The sequence below is a fragment of the Bacillus sp. PK3-067 genome (genome assembly GCF_056738645.1).
The window spans coordinates 3,079,315-3,102,847 of sequence record NZ_CP096490.1 but is presented as its reverse complement, the minus strand read 5'-3'; the positions used below and the strand labels follow the sequence as shown (position 1 = coordinate 3,102,847).

Here is a 23,533-nt window from a genome sequence, read left to right as displayed (position 1 = left end):
AACTAACACCTATCATACAATCTTTTAGATACCGTTCTTATGGGGGGCCCGCCCCACAACCATCAACTTAAGGATTTAGACTATTTTTATGAATATGCACCAAAAACAAGAGCATATCGATTTTTCTCATTTTGGGGTATTTGTTTTTCTTAGATTGAGGGTGATGGGGCACTACTCTATAATGATCAAATTAAAATTTAAAATAGTTATAGAGACTCCATTTCTCGGAAATATTGTAACTATTAAGTTGTAAAAAGAACCATAGTTTTTCATTTTTGAAAAGGTTATGGTCTTTTTTAATTGTAACAAAGATATGATGCGAGGAAGTTTTTTAGATAAATCAAAAAAACTTGATTAATAAGTTGCATATAGAACTCATCTACGTATATACTATAAACATCAAAAAAAGTTGATGAAGGGAAGTGAACTACAGTGGCACAAAATTTTCAGCTCTATGAGAAAAAGTTTAAAGCGTTGGCGGATCAGAAACGTTTAGAAATCATGTATGAACTTTGCCAGCGAGGACAGACGTGTGTATGTGATTTAACAGAAGTTTTTGAAATGACGCAATCTAAATTATCATATCATTTAAAAATTTTATTAGATGCAGGTTTGATTGTAAAAGAAACAAAAGGTACGTGGAGTTATTATGATTTAAATGATGCGGAAGTGAATAATTTATTATCAGAAGAATTGTGCTGTATCTTTAGAAAAACAGGGAAAGGTAGTTGCTGTTAAAATTTTGAGTTATTAATCAAAAAAAATTGATTAATGATATATAAAAAGGAGGAATAAGGTATGAGATATGTTCACGTCGGTATAAACGTTACGAATTTAGAGAAGTCTATTGAATTTTATGAAAAGGTATTTGGTGTTTCACCAGTTAAAGTGAAAACAGATTATGCAAAATTTTTATTAGAGACGCCAGGACTTAATTTTACGCTGAACGTGCGAGATGAAGTGAAGGGAAATCAGGTAAATCATTTTGGTTTCCAAGTGGATACAGCTGAAGAAATTACATTGCATAAAGAACGATTAGAAAAAGAAGGTTTCTTCGCGCGTGATGAGATGGATACGACTTGTTGCTATGCAGTGCAAGATAAGTTTTGGGTAACAGATCCAGATGGGAATGAGTGGGAATTCTTTTATACGAAAGCAGATAGTAATGTTCACAAAATTGAAGAGTCATCTTGTTGCGCGACTTCAAATGAGGTAGCTAAAAATTCTTGTTGTTAATAGGAGATGGAAAATAAAATGAAACGTTTATCTTTTCTAGACCGATATTTAACACTATGGATTTTTCTAGCGATGGCTGTTGGGATTGGTTTAGGGTTTGTGTTCCCTAGTGTAGTAGACGGACTGAATACATTACAGGTTGGAACGACGTCTATTCCGCTTGCTGTTGGTTTAATTGTAATGATGTATCCACCGTTAGCGAAAGTTCGCTATGAGGAAATGGGCCGAGTATTTAAAGATGTAAAAGTGTTAGTGCTATCTTTAGTACAAAATTGGATTATTGGTCCGATACTTATGTTTGTGTTAGCAATTATTTTTCTTCCTGATAAACCAGAATACATGGTTGGTCTCATTATGATTGGGTTAGCACGTTGTATTGCAATGGTAATTGTTTGGAACGATCTTGCTGATGGGGATAAAGAGTATGCGGCAGGTTTAGTTGCTTTTAATTCGGTATTCCAAATGCTCTTTTTCTCAGTTTATGCATACGTATTTGTAACTGTAATTCCAGAATGGTTAGGGATTGAAGGTGCTATTGTCGATATTACAATGATAGAAGTAGCAAAATCAGTATGTATCTATTTAGGAATTCCTTTTATAGCAGGTATGTTGACACGCTTTGTACTAGTTAAGTTAAAAGGAAGACAGTGGTATGAAAAAGTGTTTATACCTAAAATTAGTCCACTTACATTACTTGCATTGCTATTTACAATCATCGTTATGTTCTCTTTAAAAGGAGAGATGATTGTTAGCGTGCCACTAGATGTGGTAAGAATAGCGATTCCGTTATTAATCTATTTTATTGTAATGTTTTTTGTTTCTTTCTTTATGGGAAGAAACATTGGTGCAAACTATCCGGTGACGACAACGTTAGCATTTACAGCAGGTAGTAATAACTTTGAGTTAGCAATTGCTGTAGCAGTTGGTGTGTTTGGTATTCATTCGGGCGCAGCATTCGCAGCTGTCATTGGACCGTTAGTCGAAGTACCTGTCATGATTGCACTTGTAAATGTCGCTTTTTGGTTTAAACGTAAATATTTTAATGATCAATCAACTTAAAAACAAAGGTGGAAAACAACATGGAAAACAAAAAAACAATCTATTTCTTATGTACAGGAAATTCATGCCGAAGCCAAATGGCAGAAGCGTGGGGTAAACAATATTTAGGAGGTAAGTGGAATGTATATTCTGCAGGAATCGAAGCACATGGAGTGAATCCCAATGCGATTAAAGCAATGAATGAAGTGAATATCGATATAACAAATCAAACATCAGATATGATTGATACAAACATTTTAAATAATGCTGATTTAGTCGTTACACTTTGTAGTCATGCGGATTCTGTTTGTCCTTCGACACCTTCGCACGTAAATCGTGTTCACTGGGGATTTGATGACCCGGCAGGAAAAGAATGGTCTGAATTTCAACGTGTTCGCGATGAAATTGGTGAACGTATAAAACGATTTTCTGAAACAGGTGAGTAAATAAAGGAAAGAGTCAATCTTCTATTGTGTTGGAGATTGGCTCTTTTTTATTATGTATTTCATTTACTTATCGCATCGCTTTAAAACTACTCTTAGTAAAAATACAGAATATTATGTAAAAATGGTAAAGTTAGAATAGAACAGTTTAAAAAAGGGGTGTAACGTATGATCTGTGAACTAAGCAAGGATGATTTTTATAGGTGTAATCGTTTAGTGAATGAACAAGGTCAATTAGAGGTACGTGCTGTAATTGCAGGAGTGAATCCTGGTCGTATATTTGTAGATAACGTGACTTCTCCTAATTCGGGACTCATTTGGTTAGGTAATAATGATGGCTTCTTCTTTATTGGAGATGCTGAAAATGAAGAGTTTAATAAAGAAGTGAATCGTTTTATTAATCATGTAATAGTACCTGAGGCGAGGAAAGTAGGATTAGATTGCTTTGAAGGAATCGGGAATCATTCGAAGTGGAATAAAACAATCGAAAGAATATTTCAGCATCGTAAATTAAAGAGTTGGAATCAAAGAGTGTATATGCTAGGAAAAGAGGATTATGAAAATCATCATGAGCCTAAATTTGAACAGAGATATACTGTACTGAAAATGAGTAAAGCTCTCTATGAAAATAATAATAATACATTTAAGAACATTGATTTTTTACAATCAAAAATTTTAGAGTTTTGGTCTTCACCGGATTCTTTTTTCAATGAGGGGATTGGCTATTGCATTGTTTATGATGATGTAATTGTGAGTGTTTGTTTTTCAGGATTCGTCTTTGAAAATATACACTGTATAGATATTGAAACGATAGAAGGTCACCAAGGGAGAAAATTAGCTCAAAAGATAGCGCATAGTTTTGTGAAAGATTGTTTGGAGAATGATATTATTCCATATTGGGACTGTATGGAATTGAACAAGCCTTCTGTTGCAGTTGTAGAAAATGTAGGGTTTACAAATGTATTTAACTATGTGGGATATTATTTTTTATTTGAATAATCTAGGTATACTTTACAATTTACACTTTGAGATTGTCCAATTATTATATATATCTACAATTTAAAAAAGAAAGCATATGAGGTGTGCGAAAATGAAAATACAAATAGTATGGTTTGATGGTTTCGGAGAACTTGTCTCTTTCGCACCGTTTGAGGTACTGAAAAGAGCGATAGAAGAAGGGGCTCAATTTATAGTTGAATTCGTTTCGAGTGAACAAAAGAAGGAAGTTACTACCTCGTTTGGAGTTACAGTTAAACTACATGATTTTTTACGAAGGAGAATCGTCCAGATTTGTTAATTGTACCTGGTGGTGGCTGGAATCATAAAGCAGAGCATGGGGCACGAAAACAAGCAGAGCTTGGAACTTTGACTAAAATGATTAGCGAGATGCACAATGCAGGAACAATCGTTGCTGGTGTGTGTACAGGGGGGATGCTATTAGCTGCCTCTGGTATATTGAACGGTCGAAAGGCAACGATGCACTGTTTTGCACAGGATGAAATGAGTGAATACGGGGCAGAGCTTCTTCATTACAGAATTGCGGATCAAGGGGATATTATCACTGCAAGAGGGGTCACTTCAGGAGTTGATTTGGGACTTTGGATCACGGAAAGATTCGCAAGTCCTAAAATTGCGGCTGCTGTTGAATACAGAATGGAATATGAGAGGCGAGGTGTTGTTTGGAAGTAATTTGACTTCTTTTTTATCCCGCATTAACGGGCAGTAAGACTCCCACCACAAAATTCAGCGAATGGGAGGGCTGCCCGTAAAAAAACAATGGATATGTACTAATAATCAGTGGGGATGACAAAACTCCTACTGATTAAAGTTTCATTTTATAAATTTTACTTTATTAAAAGTTGATTTGTTAGAAAGGATAATCATTTATTGCTATAATGAATGGATGCGTGGCAGGAAATAGATAGAAAGATACTGCTAGTAATTTATACTTAAAATGTAGGGAGATTGAACAGAGTTATGGGGAATGAAAAGGAAATTAGTTCCGCTAAATTAATATGGAAGATGACGCGCCCGCATACATTAACGGCGACGTTTTCTCCTGTAATTTTAGGGACAGTGGCATCACTTTATGTTGCCAAAATTGATTGGCTTTTATTTATTGCGATGATGCTTGCATGTTTAGCGCTGCAAATAGCAACGAACTTATTTAATGAGTACTATGATTTCAAACGCGGATTAGATACCGCTGAATCCGTTGGCATCGGTGGCGGAATTGTCCGTCATGGATTGAAGCCAAAAAATGTGTTAACAGTTGCGCTTTTATTATATGTCGTAGCAGCTTTTATTGGCATTTATATTTGTATGAATAGTAGTTGGTGGTTAGTGGTTATTGGTTTAATTGGGATGGCAGTTGGCTATTTATATACAGGCGGTCCATTACCAATTGCGTACACCCCGTTTGGAGAATTAGTTTCTGGGTTGTTAATGGGGACATGTTTTGTGCTCATTGCTTTCTTTATTCAAACGAATACTGTAACGATTGAAAGTGTATTGATTTCCATTCCAATTGGAATTTTAGTAGGTGCAATCAATATGTCAAATAACATCCGAGATATCGAAGAAGATATTAAAGGTGGAAGAAAGACATTAGTAATCCTCCTTGGGAGAGAAAAAGCTGTGGTAACACTAGCGGTAGCTTTTTTCATTGCGTATTTATGGATTGCCGTAATTGTATTAATGGGTTATATAAGCCCTTGGGCATTAGTTATGTTCTTAGGCTTGAGAAAGCCAATTTCTGCGATTCAAAGTTTCCAAAAAGGGGCAAAGGATCCTGGATATATGCGCATCGCAATGAAATCAACAGCGATGACAAATACGATTTTCGGCTTCTTGTTGTCAGCAGGATTATTAATTAGTTATTTGTTTTAAATAACTTAACCCCAATTTCTCGATTTTAATATAGAGAAATTGGGGTTTTATTTTGAGTTTTTTACGTTATAAACTATTATCATTTGAAATGTATATACCAATAAATTGCAACTTCATCACTTGTCTTATCCAAACCTTTATAAACAAGAAAATCAAACCCACCAATTACAAATCCACATTTTTCATAAAATTTACATGCTGCGACATTATTATTTTGCGTTTCAAGCATGATACCTGGCATATTTCCTTTTTTTGCCCACTGCTTTGCTTGATCAACTAATTTTTTGCCAACTCCGATTGTACGATATTTTTTATCTACCGTTATATCCTCTATGTAAGCATAGTGGTTCCAATTCTTTTTTAATACCATTAATCCAATGATTTGGTTATGTAACAGAGCTATGTAAATGACTTGATTAGGTTTATTCATATATTCATTGTAAGCCAGTTCTTCATTATCATCTTGATTTTGTAAATAACTTTTTTCATAACTTGGAACGTCTTCTACTGTATATTCTATGCGTCTATTTCCTTTGGAAAGAGAAAGAATTAACCGAGCATTCACTATAAAACTGTCATCAATCTCCGGGAGATTATCTAAATCATTTGTTTCTAACTCTCTAATTACAAGGTTCATCGGAGTACCTCCACATAATAATATTTCTTCTAGTTCTTCATTTGGTTCAAATGAATTCCAATTACAAAATTATAATAGAATTTCAATAGTACGGCCATCTCTGTATTTTATCTTTATACCGGTATGCTATTATCTTGAGGTGAAAATGTTATTTAGAAAGAGTAGTATTTTTTATTTTGGATGTATATCCAGTTTTCAAATTTAACTGTAGTAGAGAAACAAATATTTTTTTAAAGAGTGGATGTAATAGGCTATTCTTTAACTAATTTCGACATTATCTGCATTTTATCTTCACCTTCCTCTATTAATCTATTTATTGTAAATATCAGCTGAAGTTAATGTTTAGCTGCATAAATAATGAATATGAAAATGAGTAGGGAAAGGATCGAAACATAATGAAAGAATCACAAAATAAGAAAAAAACAAGTGTAGTAACTAAGGCAATACTATCTCTAGGAGTTGTTTTAGCAACGACCTTTTTCACGTTCTTTTTAATAGGGAAATGGAACTCTATCCCAGCGAAAGGGGTAGCTAATGAAAATATTAGGCTAGCTAATACGCAACAACAAGGAAAGAAAGAAGACACATCGCTGGCAAAACAGAAAAGAGCTGATGGAAAACCAGTAGGAAAGGTTGTTTATTTAACATTTGATGACGGTCCTAGCGAATTAACTGGCAAATTTTTAGATGTACTAAAAGAGCAACATGTTGCTTCGACATTTTTTATGCAAGGTAGCAATTTACAGAATACCGGTTTTCAGGAAAATGTAAAACGAGCAGTAAAAGAAGGACATTATATTGGTGCACATAGTATGACACATAATAGTGATAAGCTATACAAAAAAGGACAATTTGTAACGGAGATGAAAGAAACGTTAGCTCTTATTCATAATATTACAGGTACAACCCCTAAACTAGTCCGTCCCCCATACGGATCTGCACCAGGATTAAAGGGGCAGGACATTCGTAACAAAATTGTAGAAGCAGGAATAAAAGTTTGGGATTGGACGATAGATTCAAATGATTGGAAATTAAAAGGTAACCCACAGCAAATTATAGAAAATGTAAAGCGTACAACAACAGAAGATGTGGAAGTAGTTCTAATGCATGAAAAACTACAGACATTACAAGCGCTTCCGGAAATTATTAAATTTTATAAGGAAAAAGGATATGAATTCGGGGTATACAATGAAGCGGATCATTTTCAACTAAACTTCCAGAAAGATCAACGTCTATAGTATCAAATAAATAAATTAAGAGCATGTTCTGATTTATCTTTCTTCAGAACATGCTTTTTTTGCTCGCTTCTATAAGCTTATTACTACCAATTTAACAAAGCAGAATTTACAAGTTACTTTATGGATACCTCATTTTAGAATAACTAACTTATAGAAAAAATTGAATAATTTTCATGTGTAAGGAAATTTTAAGAAGGATATAGAGGGGATATTTTCCTTTTGTTTTCTAGATAAATGATTACTTACAAAAAAACATTTAGTGGAACGGTTTTTTAAAGCTATTCTGTCAAGAAATTACTAACAATTGGGTTCAAAACATAAACCACTCGATAAATGGGGTAGTATGATGAAAAAACTTAGTAGAAAGCGTTTGAGAAAAGATATTCAGGAACTTGAGAGTGCAAGTATGCTGCTCCAAAATGATCAAGAGTGCGAACTCAAGCAGAGTGTATCTGCGAATGAAGAAGTTTTGAGACAAGTTTTTGAAAATTGTTCCGATATTGTTTTTCGTCCAATAATCATAGATAGTCAAAATAAAATTCTTTTTATTTATATAGATGGATTAATTGACACTAAAGTTGTGGAACAAGTTGTTTTGAAACCAATGATGTTCGAAGGTCTGCCTAGTGGAGTAAAGAGTGTGGATTCGGTAGGAGAAATTATACAAAATCAGCTAATTGCGGTTTCTCAAGTAAAGACAATCTCTAAAGTTCGTGAGGTTATAGAAGCAGTATTGAAAGCGAATGTTGTCATTTTAACAGAAGGAGAAAGTCAAGCTCTAGTCGCTGATTTAAAAGGTTTTGAAAAACGAGGTATTGAAGAGCCGGCTGCCGAGATCTCTGTTCGTGGCCCTCGGGACGGGTTTACGGAAACGATAAGGGTCAATACGAGCCTGATTCGCCGAAGAATTCGAAGCCAAAAACTAAAAATGGAACCTTATTCGATTGGGGAATTGTCACAGACAGATGTGGTAATTGCTTATATTGAGGGAATTGCACCTGATTCGGTTTTGGATGAAGTTCGCCAAAGGGTAAAGCGAATTCAAATTGATGGAGTATTGGAGTCAGCTTTCATTGAAGAGTTTATTGAGGACCAACCCTTTTCACCCTTTCCACAAATTCAAAATACTGAGCGGCCAGATGCGGTTTGTGCAAGTTTATTAGAGGGGAAAGTCGCCATTTTAGTAGATAACACACCTTTCGTTTTGATTGTTCCTATGACATTTTGGACTGGTCTACAAGCAGCGGAGGATTATTATGAACGCTCCATCTACACAACTTTTGTTCGATGGATACGTTTAATATTAATTAATATTTCATTATTTCTTCCTTCTCTCTATGTTGCTATTACAACCTTTCATCCTAAATTAATACCGACAAATTTGCTTATTAGTATTGCAGCTGCGCGAGAAGGCATTCCGTTCCCGGCTGTCATAGAAGCGCTAATGATGGAGTTTTTATTTGAAGGCTTGAGGGAAGCGGGGGTTCGGTTACCAAAACCTGTTGGATCAGCAGTTAGTATTGTCGGAGCACTTGTTATCGGGCAAGCTGCTGTGCAAGCAGGTATTATTTCCGCACCTTTGGTCATTGTTGTGGCGACGACCGGTATTGCGTCATTTGCGTTCCCGCGCTACAACTTAGGAACAGCTTACCGGATGTTACGCTTTCCGATGCTGTTATTGGCAGGGATGCTCGGGCTATACGGTGTTGCAATAAGTACCCTTGCGATTTTGATTCATTTAACTAACATTCGTTCTTTTGGCATTCCGTATTTAAGTCCAGTTGCACCACAGACTCCTCGTGATTTAAAGGATGTTTTTCTCCGAACACCTCGTTGGAATATGACCCACCGCCCAATAATGGTATCTGGTGAAGAGAAAGTCCGTTTTCCAGGTGGACAAAAGCCAGATGAGAAACGGGGAGGGGAAACAGAATGAGCCTGCACAAGGCACTCTGTATGATACTGGTCATTTCTTTATGCTTCTTGACGGGATGTTGGGATCGGACAGAATTAAATGATTTGGCAATAGAATTAGGATGGGGACTTGATCAAGCGAAGAATAATAAGATTGAAATTAGTGCTCAGTTTATTATTCCATCAAAAATGGGGATGGGACAGAGCGGAAGAAGTAATGCAGGAAAAGCGTTTTTTACAGAATCGGGAACGGGAAGGGATACACATGAAGCTATACAAATGATGCAAACAAAAATGTCGAGAGAAATTTTTCGAGGGCACCAGCGTGTAATATTGATTGGAGAAAAAATGGCTAAAAGTGGTCTTGCTCCAGTTTTAGATGCATATAGCCGCGATCCTGATATTCGATTACGAGCAGGTGTGTTTGTCATAAAAGGGAATACTGCAAAAGATTTTCTGAAAGCATCCATCCCTTTAGAGTCTATCCCGGCACTTGGGGCACTTAAAGAGCATATGCAAATAGAGGCAGCGGGAGATATGTCTTTATTAAATTTTCTTATTGCTGGTACGAGTGATGGAATCACTCCGATTTTACCCGTTATTAAACTAAATATGTCTCATAAAAAAGGAAAAACTGAGGTCAAAGGGTTTCAAATTGTAGGCGGTGCTATATTTAACAACGATTTCAAATTGGTAGGATACTTGAACATGCAGGAATGGTTAACTACTCTTTGGATAGTGAATCGTTTAAGTAAACAGACAGTTACAGCAACGGCCTCTAAAGGAAATGGTAGTGCAAGTTTATATATGACAAAGATCAATAGAAAAATCATACCTACTATACAAGGGGACACAATTAAGTGTGACATTGTTTTTTCTGGTGAAGGAACAATTCAGGAGAACAATACGAATTTAGATCTTTCGCAGCCAAAAAATCTTACTCTTTTAGAACGTGTATTGGAAAAACAGTCCGAAAAGGAAGCTCTCCAAACTATTAAAAAGGTTCAAAAACAATACGGAACCGATATCTTTGGATTTGGAGAAGCCATTCATCAAAAATATCCATCCGAATGGAAAGAGTTAAAAAAGAATTGGAGTAAACAATTTCGAAAAGTGGAGGTTTCTCTTCATACAAAGCTTACTATTCGGCGAGTAGGACTGACTGGACCACCGTTGCAGTTGAAGAAAAATGAAATGAAAAAATAAGGAGGAATATAGAGTGTGAGAAATTCGATGAAAATCTCTGGCAGGCAAATCTTTTGGATGATGTTCACATTTGAAGTGGGACAATCACTCCTTCTAGTTATTCCAGCGACGATTCGTACTGTCAAACAAGATGCGTGGATCTCGATTTTGATTGCAGGAGTGATAGGGGTTGCTCTTACTTTTTTGGCAACTACACTTGGTTCGCTTTATCCGAAACAAACTCTCATTGAATTTAGTCAAACTATTCTTGGTAAATGGCTAGGAAAGCTACTGATGATTCCTTACTTCTTTGGGTGGTACATGATAATTTGGATAACCGTCCGTGAATTTGGTGAGTTCATTATTATCGCTTTGTTTCATAATACACCTTTGTGGGTCATTGTCTTTACTGCGATGTTATTGCTCATTTTTATCATTTACCAAGGAGGGGTGGAAGGTATTGGACGTTTAAGTGAAATCATAGGGCCAATTGTACTTTTAATGATAACGTTTGTAATCATTTTGAATGTTGGCAATATGAATTGGGATTATATGCGGCCTATTTATCACGATTCTGGCTGGCTTCCCATCCTTAAAGGTTCCTATACTCCTGTAGCCGCATTTTTTGGAGAGGCTGTTATGATGATGATGTTCGTTTTCTTTATGGATAAACCAGAGCAAGCGTCATCAAGGGCGATGTTGGGGGTAGGATTAGCCGTTTTCATGGTAACGATTGGAACATTAGCGGTCATTTTAACATTCGGTCCGAATTTATCTTCAAGTTTTTTGTATCCGGTTTACGATTTGAGCCGATACATATCTGTCATGGAGTTCATTCAAAATGTGGATATTTTGATAGTTATTATTTGGTTTTTTAGTATTTTTGTGAAATTGGCGTTATACATGTTTATCGCTTGTTATGGAACAGCACAAATATTTCATTTGAAGGATTGGCGAAAAGTAGCGTTAGTTCTTGCTCCTATTTCGTTCATCATAGCTGTGTCAGTTAAAAATATCCAAACATTTACCCATTATTACTACATATTTTTCGTAATTCCAATTGCATTTCCTGTTTATGAGCTAGGGATTCCTTTACTGTTATTGGTGGTTGGCAAAATTCGAAGGAAATATGCATAAACCCAATCGGTAATATGTTTGGAGGGCAGGTATACTTTTAGTTTTTTGACTAATATAAAAAGAGAAAAATCCTACTCATAAGTGTAGGATTTTTTGTTTGTATATTACGTTACAAGAGTTTTCTTATTTTCTCTGGAATGTCCTTTTTTGAAATCTATGCAACAGAGTCTTTATAGTAAGAGTATTTTATCGGGGAATAATCAAAAAAATGTATATTACAATATAAAAATTCATCTTAATACTAAAGGATACATGACAACGATTCCTATAAATTCTTCTCAATAATTGAAAATAAAATCAATCCAGATTATTATATTGTTATTGTAATTATAAATGTAATTACATTTTATTGAAGGAGGATACAAAGATGAAAAACTCAAAAGGCTCTATTGAATCAGAGATAAGCAAAGCAATTACTCACTGGGAAAAGGACTACCTAGGACGCGGGTCTATATCCGTTAAGACAGATATATTACGGGATATGATTATCGTAAATTTACAAGGTATTTTAACGCCGGCTGAATATACGGTTTGCGAAACAAAAGACGGTATGCTAACGATAAAGAAAAATCGTTCGGAGCTAGTTGAATCTGGAATTGAAGATTTGAAAGAGATTATACTAGAATTAACTGGAGAAAAAGTGAAAAGTTTTCATACGGATATAAGCTCCCGTACTGGTGAACGAGTAATGATTTTTAAATTGTTTCATAATCTTGAGGGAAAATTTTAAAAATTAAAACCACCGTAGGGTTAGTGGGAGATAATTAAGAAACCTAAAAGTTTTGCGCTTTATTTAAATTTATTAACATGATAATAATTAATAACTTGAAATTATTTACGTATACTGAATTTTAATTGGAATAACGCTCAAAAAAACTGATAAATAAATTGACAAACTGCTTAATATAGTTTATCTTATAATTGTTTTAAAAAATTAATAGATGCTTATTTTAACTGTTTGCTATAATTAAGGCTTTAGCATTTTTTTAATATGTAATATTGACTAAATGAAAAAGTTTCTTAATTGAAAGATAGCGCATAACATAAATTGATATATTGATTGCATAATCTAGGAGATCAGAGATATACTGTTATTTTTAATAGGAGTAATACATACATTACTATCCTCTATAAAATGGGAGCTCTTCAAAAAACTTTATTGAAGTTAGTTGAAGTGAAACCGACAATCTCCATAATTCAATGATGATATAAAATCATTGAATTATGGAAGTTGTCGGTTTTTTTTATGGGAAAAAACGATGCACGAAAAAGAGTGAATGAAAATTGAAATTTAAAAAACTATCGTAATGAAAAGGAATTTTTATAGGCTATTTTCGCTTAGAAGGGAGTATTTAACATGTTAATTTCGCTGAGTTCATCAACACTGTTAACTTTATTTTTTATGGCGCTTAGTGCTTCTTGGCTAAGTGGATTATTATTTTTAAATGCAAGGATACCTTTACGTTTTGTTCATATCCATATTGGTATCGCTGCTTTACCTTCATTGGTTTCTTTACTCGCACTTGTTAATAACAATGGAGATAGAGTTGTGGGGCCTTGGCATCTAGATACTTTAGCTTGGTTAATGGCTTTCTTTGTTCTTACAATTGGTTTAATCATTCAGCGTTTCTCTGTACGTTATTTAATGGGAGATCGTTCATATCGAAAATACTTTGCACTTTTTACATTTACTACAGGTGTATCTTCGGTTGCATGGTTAAGTGATGATCTTCGCTTAATGCTCATTTGTTGGGGAGCAACGCTTATAGGATTGGTTCTACTTATAGGGCTAAATAAAGGGTGGAAAGTAGTTAGTGAAGCAACTAAAATCTCTGGCTACCTATTTACAATAAGTTGGATTGCCTTACTATCAGCTATCATTTGGCTTTTTCAAGTAACAGGACAGTGGCAGTTAACATCAGTTTTAACGAATGAAAATGTAGTGCTACATGGAACATTGGAGAGAACAGGAATTAACTTATTAATTATATTAGCGGTGATGATTCCAGCAGCACAATGGCCTTTTCAAAGATGGTTAATTGAGTCTGCTGTTGCTCCAACTCCTGTTTCAGCTATTATGCATGCGGGTTTAGTAAATGCTGGTGGTATCATGTTAACTAGATTTTCACCTCTTTTTCATGATGATATTGCACAAATAATTTTACTAATTTTCTCTAGTATTTCTATCTTAATAGGTACAGGAATTAGTTTAGTCCAAGTTGATTATAAACGTCAGCTAGTAGGTTCAACTATTGCACAAATGGGATTTATGCTTATTCAATGTGCATTAGGCGCCTATTTAGCGGCTATTATTCATTTAATTTTACATGGTTTGTTTAAAGCTACACTATTTTTACAAGCTGGTTCTTCCGTGCAACGTTTTGGGGTAGTGAATCAGTCTAATGAAAAGATGTCCAATTTATGGATTATAGTTGGGCGTGTTTTAGGATTATTTATAGCAATTACTTTCTGGTTTATGACTTCTGGAGAGGGGTATCAACTAGTTAGTGCGTTAATCTTAGGCTGGTCACTATACTTTTCATGGAAACAGCTTGTTGTTTTTGGAGAGGGAAGAATGGGACGAATTGCTGGCGTAATTGTTTTGATTGGATTTTCTCTCATTTACTTTACCGTTCATAATTCTCTTTATAAATGGTTGCATACTGATATTTATCAAAGTGTTCAACCTTCAGCTCCAGCCGTTATCTTTGTTATATGTATTTTACTATTTAGTAGTGTTATTAGTACTTTCGTTACTCGTCATCAATCTTCTACTTTATTCGCTGTACTTTATCTTTGGTTAGTTCGAGTAGGTGAGGCGAGACGAAAGTCAGTAGAAAGTCACCCAAGCTATCTGAAACATTATGTATCAAAGGGAGGTAATTCGTGATGAGCATACCGTCAATATTAAAGAAAGATACAAACATTGATATGCAAGAAAATAATATAAATGATTTAGTTGCATCTGCTAGCCGAGTTATTGCACCACTTTGGCCTATCTCTACGTTTGCAGCTCACCACCCTTGGATGGGACTTGAAAAGCAATCATTTGAACAAGTCGCAAATTGGTTAAAAGAAGCTCGTAATGTGGATATTTATCCTAGTGCCTCCATGATTCATTCGGCAAAAGCAAAAGGTGAGATTGAGGAATCATTTTTACAAATGAGTTTGTCTCGTTGGCTGGATTCACAATCTTTTAATATTCCGCGAGAGAAAGCAGAGCGATTTTGCCAAGCAGCTTTAAAGTTAGAAAAATTACCTTCTAGTCTATTATCATCGCCAGAATTAAATAAATTGGCAGAAGAAATGAGTTATATAAATACAGCAAGTATGAAAGCCTCTGTTATGCAGCCAATAAGTTCGCTTATAGAGAATCAAAATAGTGAAAACCTATCTGATGTTCTTAATTATCATATCATTAAATGGTGTAAATTATATCTTGATGACTCCGGATCAAATTGGACGATGCCAAATCGTGAGAAAGGTTTTTATCGCGCATGGCAACACCTTATTAAATTTGATCCAGCGCTCAGTAAAAATGAGCGTAAAGTTTTAAAAAATTGGCCACAAGATGCCGAAGTAGCTTTAGCGAGAGCATTATCTGAACTAGGAATTTCTGAATCTAACATACAATCTTACCTTGAAGGGCACTTACTTTCTTTGCCTGGGTGGGCAGGAATGATACGATGGCGCTCACAACAATCAATTCAGGAACAGGAACTTCTCATAGAATATTTAGCAGTTCGAATTTCTATGGAGCTGGCTATTGTAAAACCTTATTTACCTTTAAAAAATCAAAAGGTTGAGAAAAAAGTTTCGATCGTCCCACTTATAGCTTCTTGGATTTATTGGGGGAATATTTCAACACGGGAATGGTTACAAATGCCTGCTACTGAACAAAGTGAATTATTAGTATTCGCTTATCGTTTTGATGAAAATATTCGCAAGAAACTTTGGCTGGAAGCTTGGGAACAAACGCATGCAGAGCAATTAAGGGAGAAGATTGCTTCTACACAACGTGCAACCAATGATAAAAAGCGTGTATTAGCTCAATTAGCATTCTGTATTGATGTACGTTCAGAACCGTTTCGTCGCCACCTTGAAAAATTAGGTCCGTTTGAAACATTTGGAATAGCTGGTTTCTTTGGGTTACCAATTGCAACTAGTGAACTAGGTAGTAATAACAACCATCCTTCTTTGCCAGTTATACTCAAACCGAAACATCAAATAAAAGAGCTCACAAATGAAAATGAACTTAAATCTTATGAGCAACGTAAGAGGGTAGGCAGTTCGGTACGTTATACTTTTAAAACGATGAAACAGAACGTACTGACAAGTATGGCGCTACCTGAGTTAAGTGGTCCTTTACTTGGTCTACAGATGGTGACAAGAAGCTTTGTCCCAAGAGGAGTTGGTGGTTTCATTCGTAACCTTCGTAAAACTATGTTACAAAAACCTGATACAACATTCTCGCTTAATCATGTTCATGACACAAAGGGGGAGATACCTATCGGTTTTACGAAAGAAGAAAAAGTGAACTATGTGCGTCAAGCTTTAAAAATGGTGGGACTGACAGAAAAATTTGCTCCTTTAGTTGTAATGTGCGGACATAGTAGTCAAAGTACGAACAATCCTTATGCTGCAGCACTTGAGTGTGGTGCTTGTGGCGGAGCAGCAGGAGGATTCAATGCAAGAGTTTTTGCTACTTTATGTAATCTCCCAGAAGTGAGAGAGGCGTTGTTTGTGGAAGGTATTAAAATTCCTGAGGATACCATTTTTGCAGCAGCTGAACATAAAACAACAGTGGATGAATTGGAATGGATTTACGTCCCAGAACTTTCGGAAACTGCGCAAGAAGCATTTGATTGTATCGAATCGATTATGCCAAATGTGAGCCAACATGCAAATAGAGAGCGTTTAACGCAATTACCAAATTTTAAAACGAAAATAAAAAATGCGAGTAAAGAGGCACATCGATTTGCAGAAGATTGGAGTGAAATACGTCCAGAATGGGGATTAGCTCGTAATGCATCTTTTATTATCGGGCAACGAGAATTAACTCAGGATTGTGACTTAGACGGTAGGGCTTTCCTTCATAATTATGATTGGAAACAGGATGAAAGTGGCGATATATTAGCTAACATTATTGCAGGACCAGGAACAGTAGCTCAGTGGATAAATCTACAATATTACGCTTCAACTGTAGCTCCTCATTATTATGGTAGTGGAAACAAAACAACCCAAACCGTAACCGCGGGTCTAGGTGTTATGCAGGGAAATGCAAGTGATTTGTTGCCAGGCTTACCTTGGCAATCCGTTATGCAGTCAGATAGTGAGACGTATCATTCACCACTTCGTTTACTAATTGTAATTCAAGCGCCTAGTCAATATATAGAACGTTTGCTAAATAATGATTTCACATTTCGAGAAAAAGTTCAAAATGGATGGGTTAGACTTGCAAGTGTTGATCCAGAGGGACACTGGAAAAACTGGTAACAATCATGTAATGAATTATCAACTATTGTTACTAACTTAAAAGTTGCATAAATACAATAATGAAGAAGGAGTGCTCCATATGAATTCAAAGAATAAAAAAGTTTTATTGTTAACAGACATTAAACATGAAATAGAGCCTATTATCCAACAAGTAACTAACATTCAACAAGAAAACATGTTGACTATACACAGCTACGATTCTGTAATTGTACATCCTTATGGAGATATAATGAGATCTATTATTATTGCTATTTATCAAGAAAATGTTGAAGAAATTTTTGTTGTAGGAATAGAGGATAAAGAAACTGAGGTAGTTAATCTACAAATTCAACGTGATTCCATAAAAAATAAAAGGGAACTAGACTATCTCTTTGAAAATTGCATGCCTGAATTTTCAAGTGGTAGCCTTGATGAATGGCTAAGTGGAAAAGAAAATGTTAGTGAAAATATTGAGAAGAGTATAGATATGATTTGTCATCATCCACTAGTACCGTCTGATGTTAAAGTTCATGGTTTCAAGATTGATAGAACAGGGGAAAAAGAAACGGTTGTTAAAGTTTCTGTTAATAAAGTAGTGAAACAAATGTATTCTTATGTGTAAGTTATCGATAGATAAGCAACTTTTATTTGGTAGATACTATAATATGTTAAATATTTGGAGTTATTTCCTTTAAAAAGAGTAAAAGAAATCTTCTATAAATGGAGATCTTTTGCTCTTTTTATAATAAAAATAAAAAATTATTTGACGTTTTTTCGAAAAAATTTTTAAGACAAGGCTTTTAGGTTTATGAAAACCTTTATTCATGATAGCAAGATAATTTTGATAAGAAGTATATAGTAAGAATGATTTGGAGATACCGATGGGGATATAACTATTTTATTTAGGACGGTGCAATTAAAATGGATTTACAGAAAGGGAAATTATATTGGAACACGACTTTTTCTAATACACCTTCTTATCCTCGTTTGGACGAAGATATAAAATGTGACGTACTAATAATAGGAGCAGGAAGTTCGGGTGCTCAATCAGCATACTATTTGAGTGAATCAGATTTAAATATTGTTATCGTTGATAAAAGAAAGGTAGGACATGGAAGTAACCTTACAAATACAGCACTTATTCAATATTTAGGTGATAAGATGTTTTATGAACTTGTAAATACATTTGGGGAAGAGTATGCAGTTAAGCATATGAAATTATGTGAACAAGCTATTAATGATATTGAATATGCTGATCAAAACTTGCCTTATTGTTCTGACTTTAAACGACGTGACAGCTTATATTATGCAAGTTATGAAGAGGATATAAAGAAATTAGAAAAGGAACTGTATTATTTACATAAGCATGATTTTAAAGCGGCTTGGTTATCAGAAAAACAAATTGGACAGAGATATCCATTTAAAAAACGTGCAGCTATTTATACGTATAATGATGGTGAAATAAATCCTTATAAATTTACACATAGTTTATTAGAACAAGCCTCTAATAAAGGAGTTCACATTTATGAAGATACAGAGATTGTTGGCAAAAAGTTAGAGAAAGAATGTGCTATCTTTTATACAAAGGAGGGCAATTCTATTACTGCCAATAAAGTAATTGTGGCTGCAGGATATGAAGGATTGGAATTTAAAAAGGAAAAGAACGCTACACTGATTAGCTCATATGCAATTGTTACTAATCCTGTGGAAGATTTATCTTCTTGGTATAAACGCACTCTCATTTGGGAAACTGCGAGACCATATATTTATATGAGAACTACTGTAGATAATAGGATTATTATAGGTGGATTAGATGAAGATACAAACATTGCTCAAGAAAGAGATTCAAAATTAATCCATAAAAAAGAGAAATTAGTGAATGAATTTAATAAGCTCTTTCCCAATATAACAGTTGAACCTGAATTTTATTTAAGTGCTTTTTATGGTGGTACTCATGATGGTTTACCTATAATTGGAATGTATGAAGAGTTTCCAAATTGTCACTTTATCTATGCGTATGGAGATAATGGATTAGTTTATAGTATGGTACTTTCTAAAATTGTTCGAGATATAATTATTAACGGTTCAAGTCCAGATTTGAGTTTATATTTACAAACTAGACCAAAACTAAATGAGTAAACTGCATGTATACAAAATCATAGTAGTAAGGAGCTTATTTAGGATTCCATTATAAAAAAAGCTATTTTAAATGTATTAGTTTCATGTGACTATTTGTTATGTTTATGAATGCTTAAATAAAGCATTCATAAACAATATTATTTGTTAAATCCATTCATTTTACTAAGTTCAGTTATTTGTATAATCCATTCTTTTTTTAGGTAGGGTAGAGTTGCTTGGATATGATGATATTCCCATTCTTCCTCAATGGTAGGGTAAAGATTAAATAAGTATTTTTCTTCATCATTTGTTACACTTGCTTTAGGATTGCCAGTAAGTTTAAAATAAATGTCGCACCATCGGCTATAGTTTGTTAACATGAATAAAAAATTAGGACATGTGAATTCGATGAGGTATATTTCTTTCTCTAATTGAATATCTGATAGTAATTCTCTTGCAGTCTCATAAGTAGGCTTCTTTTGGTAACCATTGCATGAATGCCATGCCCAAATGGGTAAATCTATAATAAAGTCAATACCTTTCTGTTTCATGCGTCTTACAATGTATTTATATGCTGTGCAATCTTCTTTACTAACAAAAATAGGATCGGCTATAAGCTTACCTTCATTCAAAAGTGTATTTATGGCATTTTGGTTTTGAAAAGTCCATAGGATTGTTGAATCTATAGATGTATTTAAGTTTGATTGTTTATAAAATTGTTTTTTCATCTTTCTCTCCATTTTCTTTTTTATTTTATAAGAGTTTAAGATAAGTACAAAGTGCATTATATTTTTATCTTTATTAAGAGTTGGAAAAATCCATTAAAGATAGAAGAGTTTGTTTGCAATTACAAAAAATGATTCTTATAATCATTTAAAAATAACAGAAGTATTTGTTCTAATAAAGAATGAATTGTGCTTTAAGAATTAGAAAGGATAGCCATGCAAAATAAAATTATTGTTATGTTTCAAAAAGATTTTCGTTTATATGATAACCCAGCTCTATTTGAGGCTGTTCAGTCTGGTGAGGTTCTTCCTGTATATATACAAGATGAAACTTTTTCAATAGGAAGTGCGTCAAAGTGGTGGTTGCACCATGCTGTAATAGATGTAAAGAAGCAACTTGAGGCATTGGGCTCTACTTTAATAATTCGTAAAGGACGTACGGAGGAAGAAATACTTTCTCTCATAGAGCAATTAGATATAACGGCTGTATATTGGAATATTTGTTATGATCCGGACAGATTACAATCTAATCAAAAAATGAAAATGATGTTAGAGGATAAAGGTATTATCTGTAAAGAATTTAATTCGCATTTATTATTAGAACCGTGGATTATTAAAAAGAAAGATAACACTGAATATAAGGTGTTTACGCCTTTTTACAATGCATTTCAAAAGCAGGTAATACCTAAACCTTTTAGCAGAGTGCAGAGTATAAAGTGGGGGAACTCTTTACCAGCAAGCTTATCTGTTTCAGAATTACAATTGTTGCCGATTATACCGTGGACATCTCATATGGAAGTAATATGGGATCCGACAGAAGAAGGGGCATATAAAACATTCAAGAAATTTTTCTCTAGTAAATTAGTCTCTTATAGTGAAGGAAGAGATTTTCCAGGTCAAAATGTCCATTCGATGTTGGCACCGTATCTTTCATTTGGTCAAATATCAGTAAAGCTAATGTTTCATTACTTAATAAATAAAAGTACCGAAAGACAATGTAGTCTTTTTGAAAAACAAGTTAATAGCTTTATACGTCAATTAATTTGGCGAGAGTTTTCTTATTATTTACTATATCATTATCCATTTACAGTATATAAACCTCTTAATAAGAGCTTTGAAAATTTCCCGTGGGATAAGGAAGAGGAGTTATTAAGAGTATGGCAAAAGGGGAAAACGGGTTATCCGTTTATTGATGCGGGAATGCGAGAACTATGGCAAACAGGTTTTATGCATAACCGGGCAAGAATGGCTGTAGCCTCTTTTCTTGTAAAGCATTTGTTAATTCCGTGGCAAGAAGGAGCAAAATGGTTTATGGATACACTACTAGATGCTGATATTGCAAATAATACAATGGGATGGCAATGGGTTGCTGGAAGTGGAGCAGATGCATCACCATACTTTCGTATTTTTAACCCAATCACACAAGGAGAAAAGTTTGATAAAAATGGAGAGTATATAAGAAGATGGGTACCAGAATTAAGAGATATCCCAAACAAATATATACATAAGCCTTGGGAAGCACCTGAGCATATTTTACAAAAATCCAATATAAAACTTGGGGATACATATCCTTTTCCGATTGTTGATCATAAGGCAGCACGGGAGAGAGCCCTTTGTGCATATAAAAGTATGAAAGAATTTGTATGAAATAGGTTAAACAATATGTATTTTGAATTTTAATATTAGAATTTTATCCATTACAAGGACATACTAATCATATAAAGTTTCTATAATCTTCTAGTAAAAAGGAGAATGTTTATGAAAAAATCTAGTATTATAGTATTTTTACTAACATATGGTTTGTTTTATGTTTCTAGTGTTTTATTCCCTATTGATCGTACTTGGTATGATGCGTTAGAAAAGCCGTCTTGGACACCATCTGGTATGACAATCGGAATGATATGGGCTGTATTATTTGGACTTATTGCATTATCAGTTGCAATTATTTACAACAACTATGGATTCAAGTCAAAAACATTTTGGTTTTTATTCCTTTTAAATTATATATGTAATCAAGCGTTCAGCTACTTTCAATTTAGTGAAAAAAATTTATTTTTAGCAACAGTAGATTGTTTACTAGTCGCTATTACTACGTTACTTCTCATTATGTTTTCTTCCAATTTATCTAAAGTATCGGCATGGTTGCTAATCCCATATTTTTTATGGTCTGCATTTGCTACATATTTATCTTGGACAATTTATAGTATAAATTAAAGACGTAAATGAAAACTTGAGCACAAAGAAAATGCTCGAGTTTTTATGTTTATTAATGATAATCTAAAGTATAGAATATACACATCTTAGGGAGGTCATATGTGTGAAGAAATGGATAAAAATTGTTCTGTACTCTGTAGTAGGTATTTTAATGATCGGAAGTATTACTTTTTTAACTTGGTCTCAGTTTACTTATAAACCAACGAAAGAGGCTTTGTCTTTAGTAGATGATAAAAAAGATGCAGATTATATAGTTTTTGGAGAGAAAGATGCAAAAATAGGAGTTATTTTTTATCAAGGAGCTAAAGTAGAAGCCGAGGCTTATAGTTACTTAGGAGAAGCTCTTGCAAAAGATGGGCATTTTGTAGTAATGCCTAAGTTACCATTAAATTTAGCGATATTTGGAATAAATGAGGTAGATAGTGTAATTGAACAGTATCCGGAAGTTCAAAAATGGTATGTTGCTGGGCATTCAATGGGTGGAGCTATGATTTCTAGGTATGCCTTTCAACATGAAGAAAAGGTAGACGGGATTATTTTCTTAGGTTCGTATCCTGCAGATGACTTCTCTACTAAGTCGATTCCAATGTTATCAATTTACGGGGAAGTAGATGCTTTAGCAACTGTAGAAAAAATAGAGAACAATAAAAAGTTCATGTCAAAGAATACAACTATGCACATGATAAAAGGGGGCAATCATGCTCATTTTGGCATGTATGGTGAGCAAAAAGGTGATAATGCGAGTTTAATTACGGCAAAAGCACAACGAGATGAAACAGTGAAAGTAATTGAAGAATGGTTATTGAAACAATGATAACGAATTTAATAAATCTACCGAAAGAATTATCCAAACGGTAGATGGGAGAGAGAATAAAGAGCCAAATCGTATGAATTGGCTCTTTTATTTATTTGCTATCTCCAATTGTCCCCTTATTTTCTCCGGAATATCCTCTTTAGAAATAATATCGTAAGAATACACATACTTTCCTTTCACATGAATTTTTAAGTAAGTTTTTCTTATAAAATCATTAGGCGTGTTCGTTCCAACATTATATTCTTTTTCATTGCTTAATTCATCAACAGCTTTTAGTGAGTACATAGCTTTTCCTTTTTGATGATAATCCGGAACACCATATCCTTTCGCAACGGCATATACATTTTTTTCTTCAGCAAACGGATTAAATCTGTCTAAATCCCCGCGTAATATGAAAGGTAGTAAGTATATAGGAAGGCCTATTCCTAATATGCAAATTACAAATTTTCTCATTATCGTTTCTCCTCTTG

General features: G+C 34.2%; 21 protein-coding genes and 1 pseudogene. 19 read left to right on the top strand and 3 right to left on the bottom strand.

Annotation, left to right across the window (positions count from 1 at the left end; all coding sequences use genetic code 11):
• Positions 1-432 precede the first annotated feature (432 nt).
• The 7 genes and pseudogenes from arsR to menA all read left to right on the top strand — a co-directional run bounded on the left by arsR (position 433) and on the right by menA (position 5,606).
• Positions 433-738, top strand: a complete 306-nt coding sequence (gene arsR, locus M1D73_RS15930; protein ID WP_002026021.1) for an arsenical resistance operon transcriptional regulator ArsR — start codon at positions 433-435, stop codon at positions 736-738.
• 60 nt (positions 739-798) lie between these two features.
• Positions 799-1,236 (top strand): ArsI/CadI family heavy metal resistance metalloenzyme, encoded by a 438-nt coding sequence (locus tag M1D73_RS15925; protein WP_001271013.1) that lies wholly within the window; start codon positions 799-801, stop codon positions 1,234-1,236.
• Between the two features lie 18 nt (positions 1,237-1,254).
• Positions 1,255-2,295, top strand: a complete 1,041-nt coding sequence (gene arsB, locus M1D73_RS15920) for an ACR3 family arsenite efflux transporter (RefSeq protein ID WP_000826551.1) — start codon at positions 1,255-1,257, stop codon at positions 2,293-2,295.
• Between the two features lie 20 nt (positions 2,296-2,315).
• A complete protein-coding gene (arsC, locus tag M1D73_RS15915) occupies positions 2,316-2,720 on the top strand; it encodes an arsenate reductase (thioredoxin) (RefSeq protein ID WP_000428364.1) in 405 nt (134 codons plus the stop codon).
• Positions 2,721-2,885: 165 nt separating this feature from the next.
• Entirely contained in the window at positions 2,886-3,716 is an 831-nt protein-coding gene (locus M1D73_RS15910; protein ID WP_000562832.1) for a GNAT family N-acetyltransferase, read from the top strand.
• 91 nt (positions 3,717-3,807) lie between these two features.
• Positions 3,808-4,406, top strand: a pseudogene (locus M1D73_RS15905) (DJ-1/PfpI family protein).
• A 288-nt stretch (positions 4,407-4,694) separates the two neighbouring features.
• Positions 4,695-5,606, top strand: a complete 912-nt coding sequence (gene menA, locus M1D73_RS15900) for a 1,4-dihydroxy-2-naphthoate polyprenyltransferase (protein WP_000526090.1) — start codon at positions 4,695-4,697, stop codon at positions 5,604-5,606.
• A gap of 79 nt (positions 5,607-5,685) precedes the next feature.
• Here menA and satA read toward each other — a convergent pair whose 3' ends face one another.
• Positions 5,686-6,243 (bottom strand): streptothricin N-acetyltransferase SatA, encoded by a 558-nt coding sequence (satA, locus tag M1D73_RS15895; RefSeq protein ID WP_001054999.1) that lies wholly within the window; start codon positions 6,241-6,243, stop codon positions 5,686-5,688.
• A 395-nt stretch (positions 6,244-6,638) separates the two neighbouring features.
• On the opposite strand from satA, the gene M1D73_RS15890 reads away from it, so the two are divergent.
• From M1D73_RS15890 to M1D73_RS15850, 9 genes are all read left to right on the top strand, one after another.
• Positions 6,639-7,481 carry a polysaccharide deacetylase family protein gene (locus M1D73_RS15890; RefSeq protein ID WP_000665165.1) on the top strand — a complete coding sequence of 281 codons (843 nt, stop codon included), beginning with the start codon at positions 6,639-6,641 and terminating at the stop codon, positions 7,479-7,481.
• Positions 7,482-7,824: 343 nt separating this feature from the next.
• Positions 7,825-9,417, top strand: a complete 1,593-nt coding sequence (locus tag M1D73_RS15885) for a spore germination protein (protein WP_025688055.1) — start codon at positions 7,825-7,827, stop codon at positions 9,415-9,417.
• Positions 9,414-10,601, top strand: coding sequence for a Ger(x)C family spore germination protein (locus M1D73_RS15880; protein ID WP_086692952.1), 1,188 nt, complete (start codon positions 9,414-9,416; stop codon positions 10,599-10,601). The genes M1D73_RS15885 and M1D73_RS15880 overlap by 4 nt, the downstream gene beginning before the upstream one ends.
• A 27-nt stretch (positions 10,602-10,628) precedes the next feature.
• Positions 10,629-11,717 carry a GerAB/ArcD/ProY family transporter gene (locus M1D73_RS15875; RefSeq protein WP_000703146.1) on the top strand — a complete coding sequence of 363 codons (1,089 nt, stop codon included), beginning with the start codon at positions 10,629-10,631 and terminating at the stop codon, positions 11,715-11,717.
• A 367-nt stretch (positions 11,718-12,084) separates the two neighbouring features.
• Positions 12,085-12,447, top strand: coding sequence for a Na-translocating system protein MpsC family protein (locus tag M1D73_RS15870; protein WP_000798163.1), 363 nt, complete (start codon positions 12,085-12,087; stop codon positions 12,445-12,447).
• 627 nt (positions 12,448-13,074) lie between these two features.
• Positions 13,075-14,607, top strand: a complete 1,533-nt coding sequence (locus M1D73_RS15865) for an NADH dehydrogenase subunit 5 (protein ID WP_000908940.1) — start codon at positions 13,075-13,077, stop codon at positions 14,605-14,607.
• Positions 14,607-17,213: a DUF2309 domain-containing protein gene (locus tag M1D73_RS15860; RefSeq protein WP_121868434.1), complete on the top strand. Its 2,607-nt coding sequence runs from the start codon at positions 14,607-14,609 to the stop codon at positions 17,211-17,213. Before M1D73_RS15865 ends, M1D73_RS15860 begins: the two co-directional genes overlap by 1 nt.
• A 79-nt stretch (positions 17,214-17,292) precedes the next feature.
• Positions 17,293-17,814, top strand: coding sequence for a carbonic anhydrase (locus tag M1D73_RS15855; RefSeq protein WP_001086259.1), 522 nt, complete (start codon positions 17,293-17,295; stop codon positions 17,812-17,814).
• A gap of 299 nt (positions 17,815-18,113) precedes the next feature.
• Entirely contained in the window at positions 18,114-19,331 is a 1,218-nt protein-coding gene (locus M1D73_RS15850; RefSeq protein WP_000365635.1) for an NAD(P)/FAD-dependent oxidoreductase, read from the top strand.
• A 137-nt stretch (positions 19,332-19,468) separates the two neighbouring features.
• Here the strand turns inward: M1D73_RS15850 and M1D73_RS15845 are convergent, their stop codons facing one another.
• Positions 19,469-20,038, bottom strand: coding sequence for a DUF3841 domain-containing protein (locus tag M1D73_RS15845; protein WP_000743892.1), 570 nt, complete (start codon positions 20,036-20,038; stop codon positions 19,469-19,471).
• A 213-nt stretch (positions 20,039-20,251) separates the two neighbouring features.
• On the opposite strand from M1D73_RS15845, the gene M1D73_RS15840 reads away from it, so the two are divergent.
• From M1D73_RS15840 to M1D73_RS15830, 3 genes are all read left to right on the top strand, one after another.
• Positions 20,252-21,682 carry a cryptochrome/photolyase family protein gene (locus M1D73_RS15840; RefSeq protein ID WP_001179969.1) on the top strand — a complete coding sequence of 477 codons (1,431 nt, stop codon included), beginning with the start codon at positions 20,252-20,254 and terminating at the stop codon, positions 21,680-21,682.
• Positions 21,683-21,793: 111 nt separating this feature from the next.
• Positions 21,794-22,249, top strand: a complete 456-nt coding sequence (locus M1D73_RS15835) for a TspO/MBR family protein (RefSeq protein WP_000749756.1) — start codon at positions 21,794-21,796, stop codon at positions 22,247-22,249.
• A 103-nt stretch (positions 22,250-22,352) separates the two neighbouring features.
• Positions 22,353-23,063, top strand: coding sequence for an alpha/beta hydrolase (locus M1D73_RS15830; RefSeq protein WP_000758855.1), 711 nt, complete (start codon positions 22,353-22,355; stop codon positions 23,061-23,063).
• A gap of 87 nt (positions 23,064-23,150) precedes the next feature.
• Here M1D73_RS15830 and M1D73_RS15825 read toward each other — a convergent pair whose 3' ends face one another.
• Positions 23,151-23,516, bottom strand: a complete 366-nt coding sequence (locus M1D73_RS15825) for a YxeA family protein (RefSeq protein ID WP_121868432.1) — start codon at positions 23,514-23,516, stop codon at positions 23,151-23,153.
• Positions 23,517-23,533 lie beyond the last annotated feature (17 nt).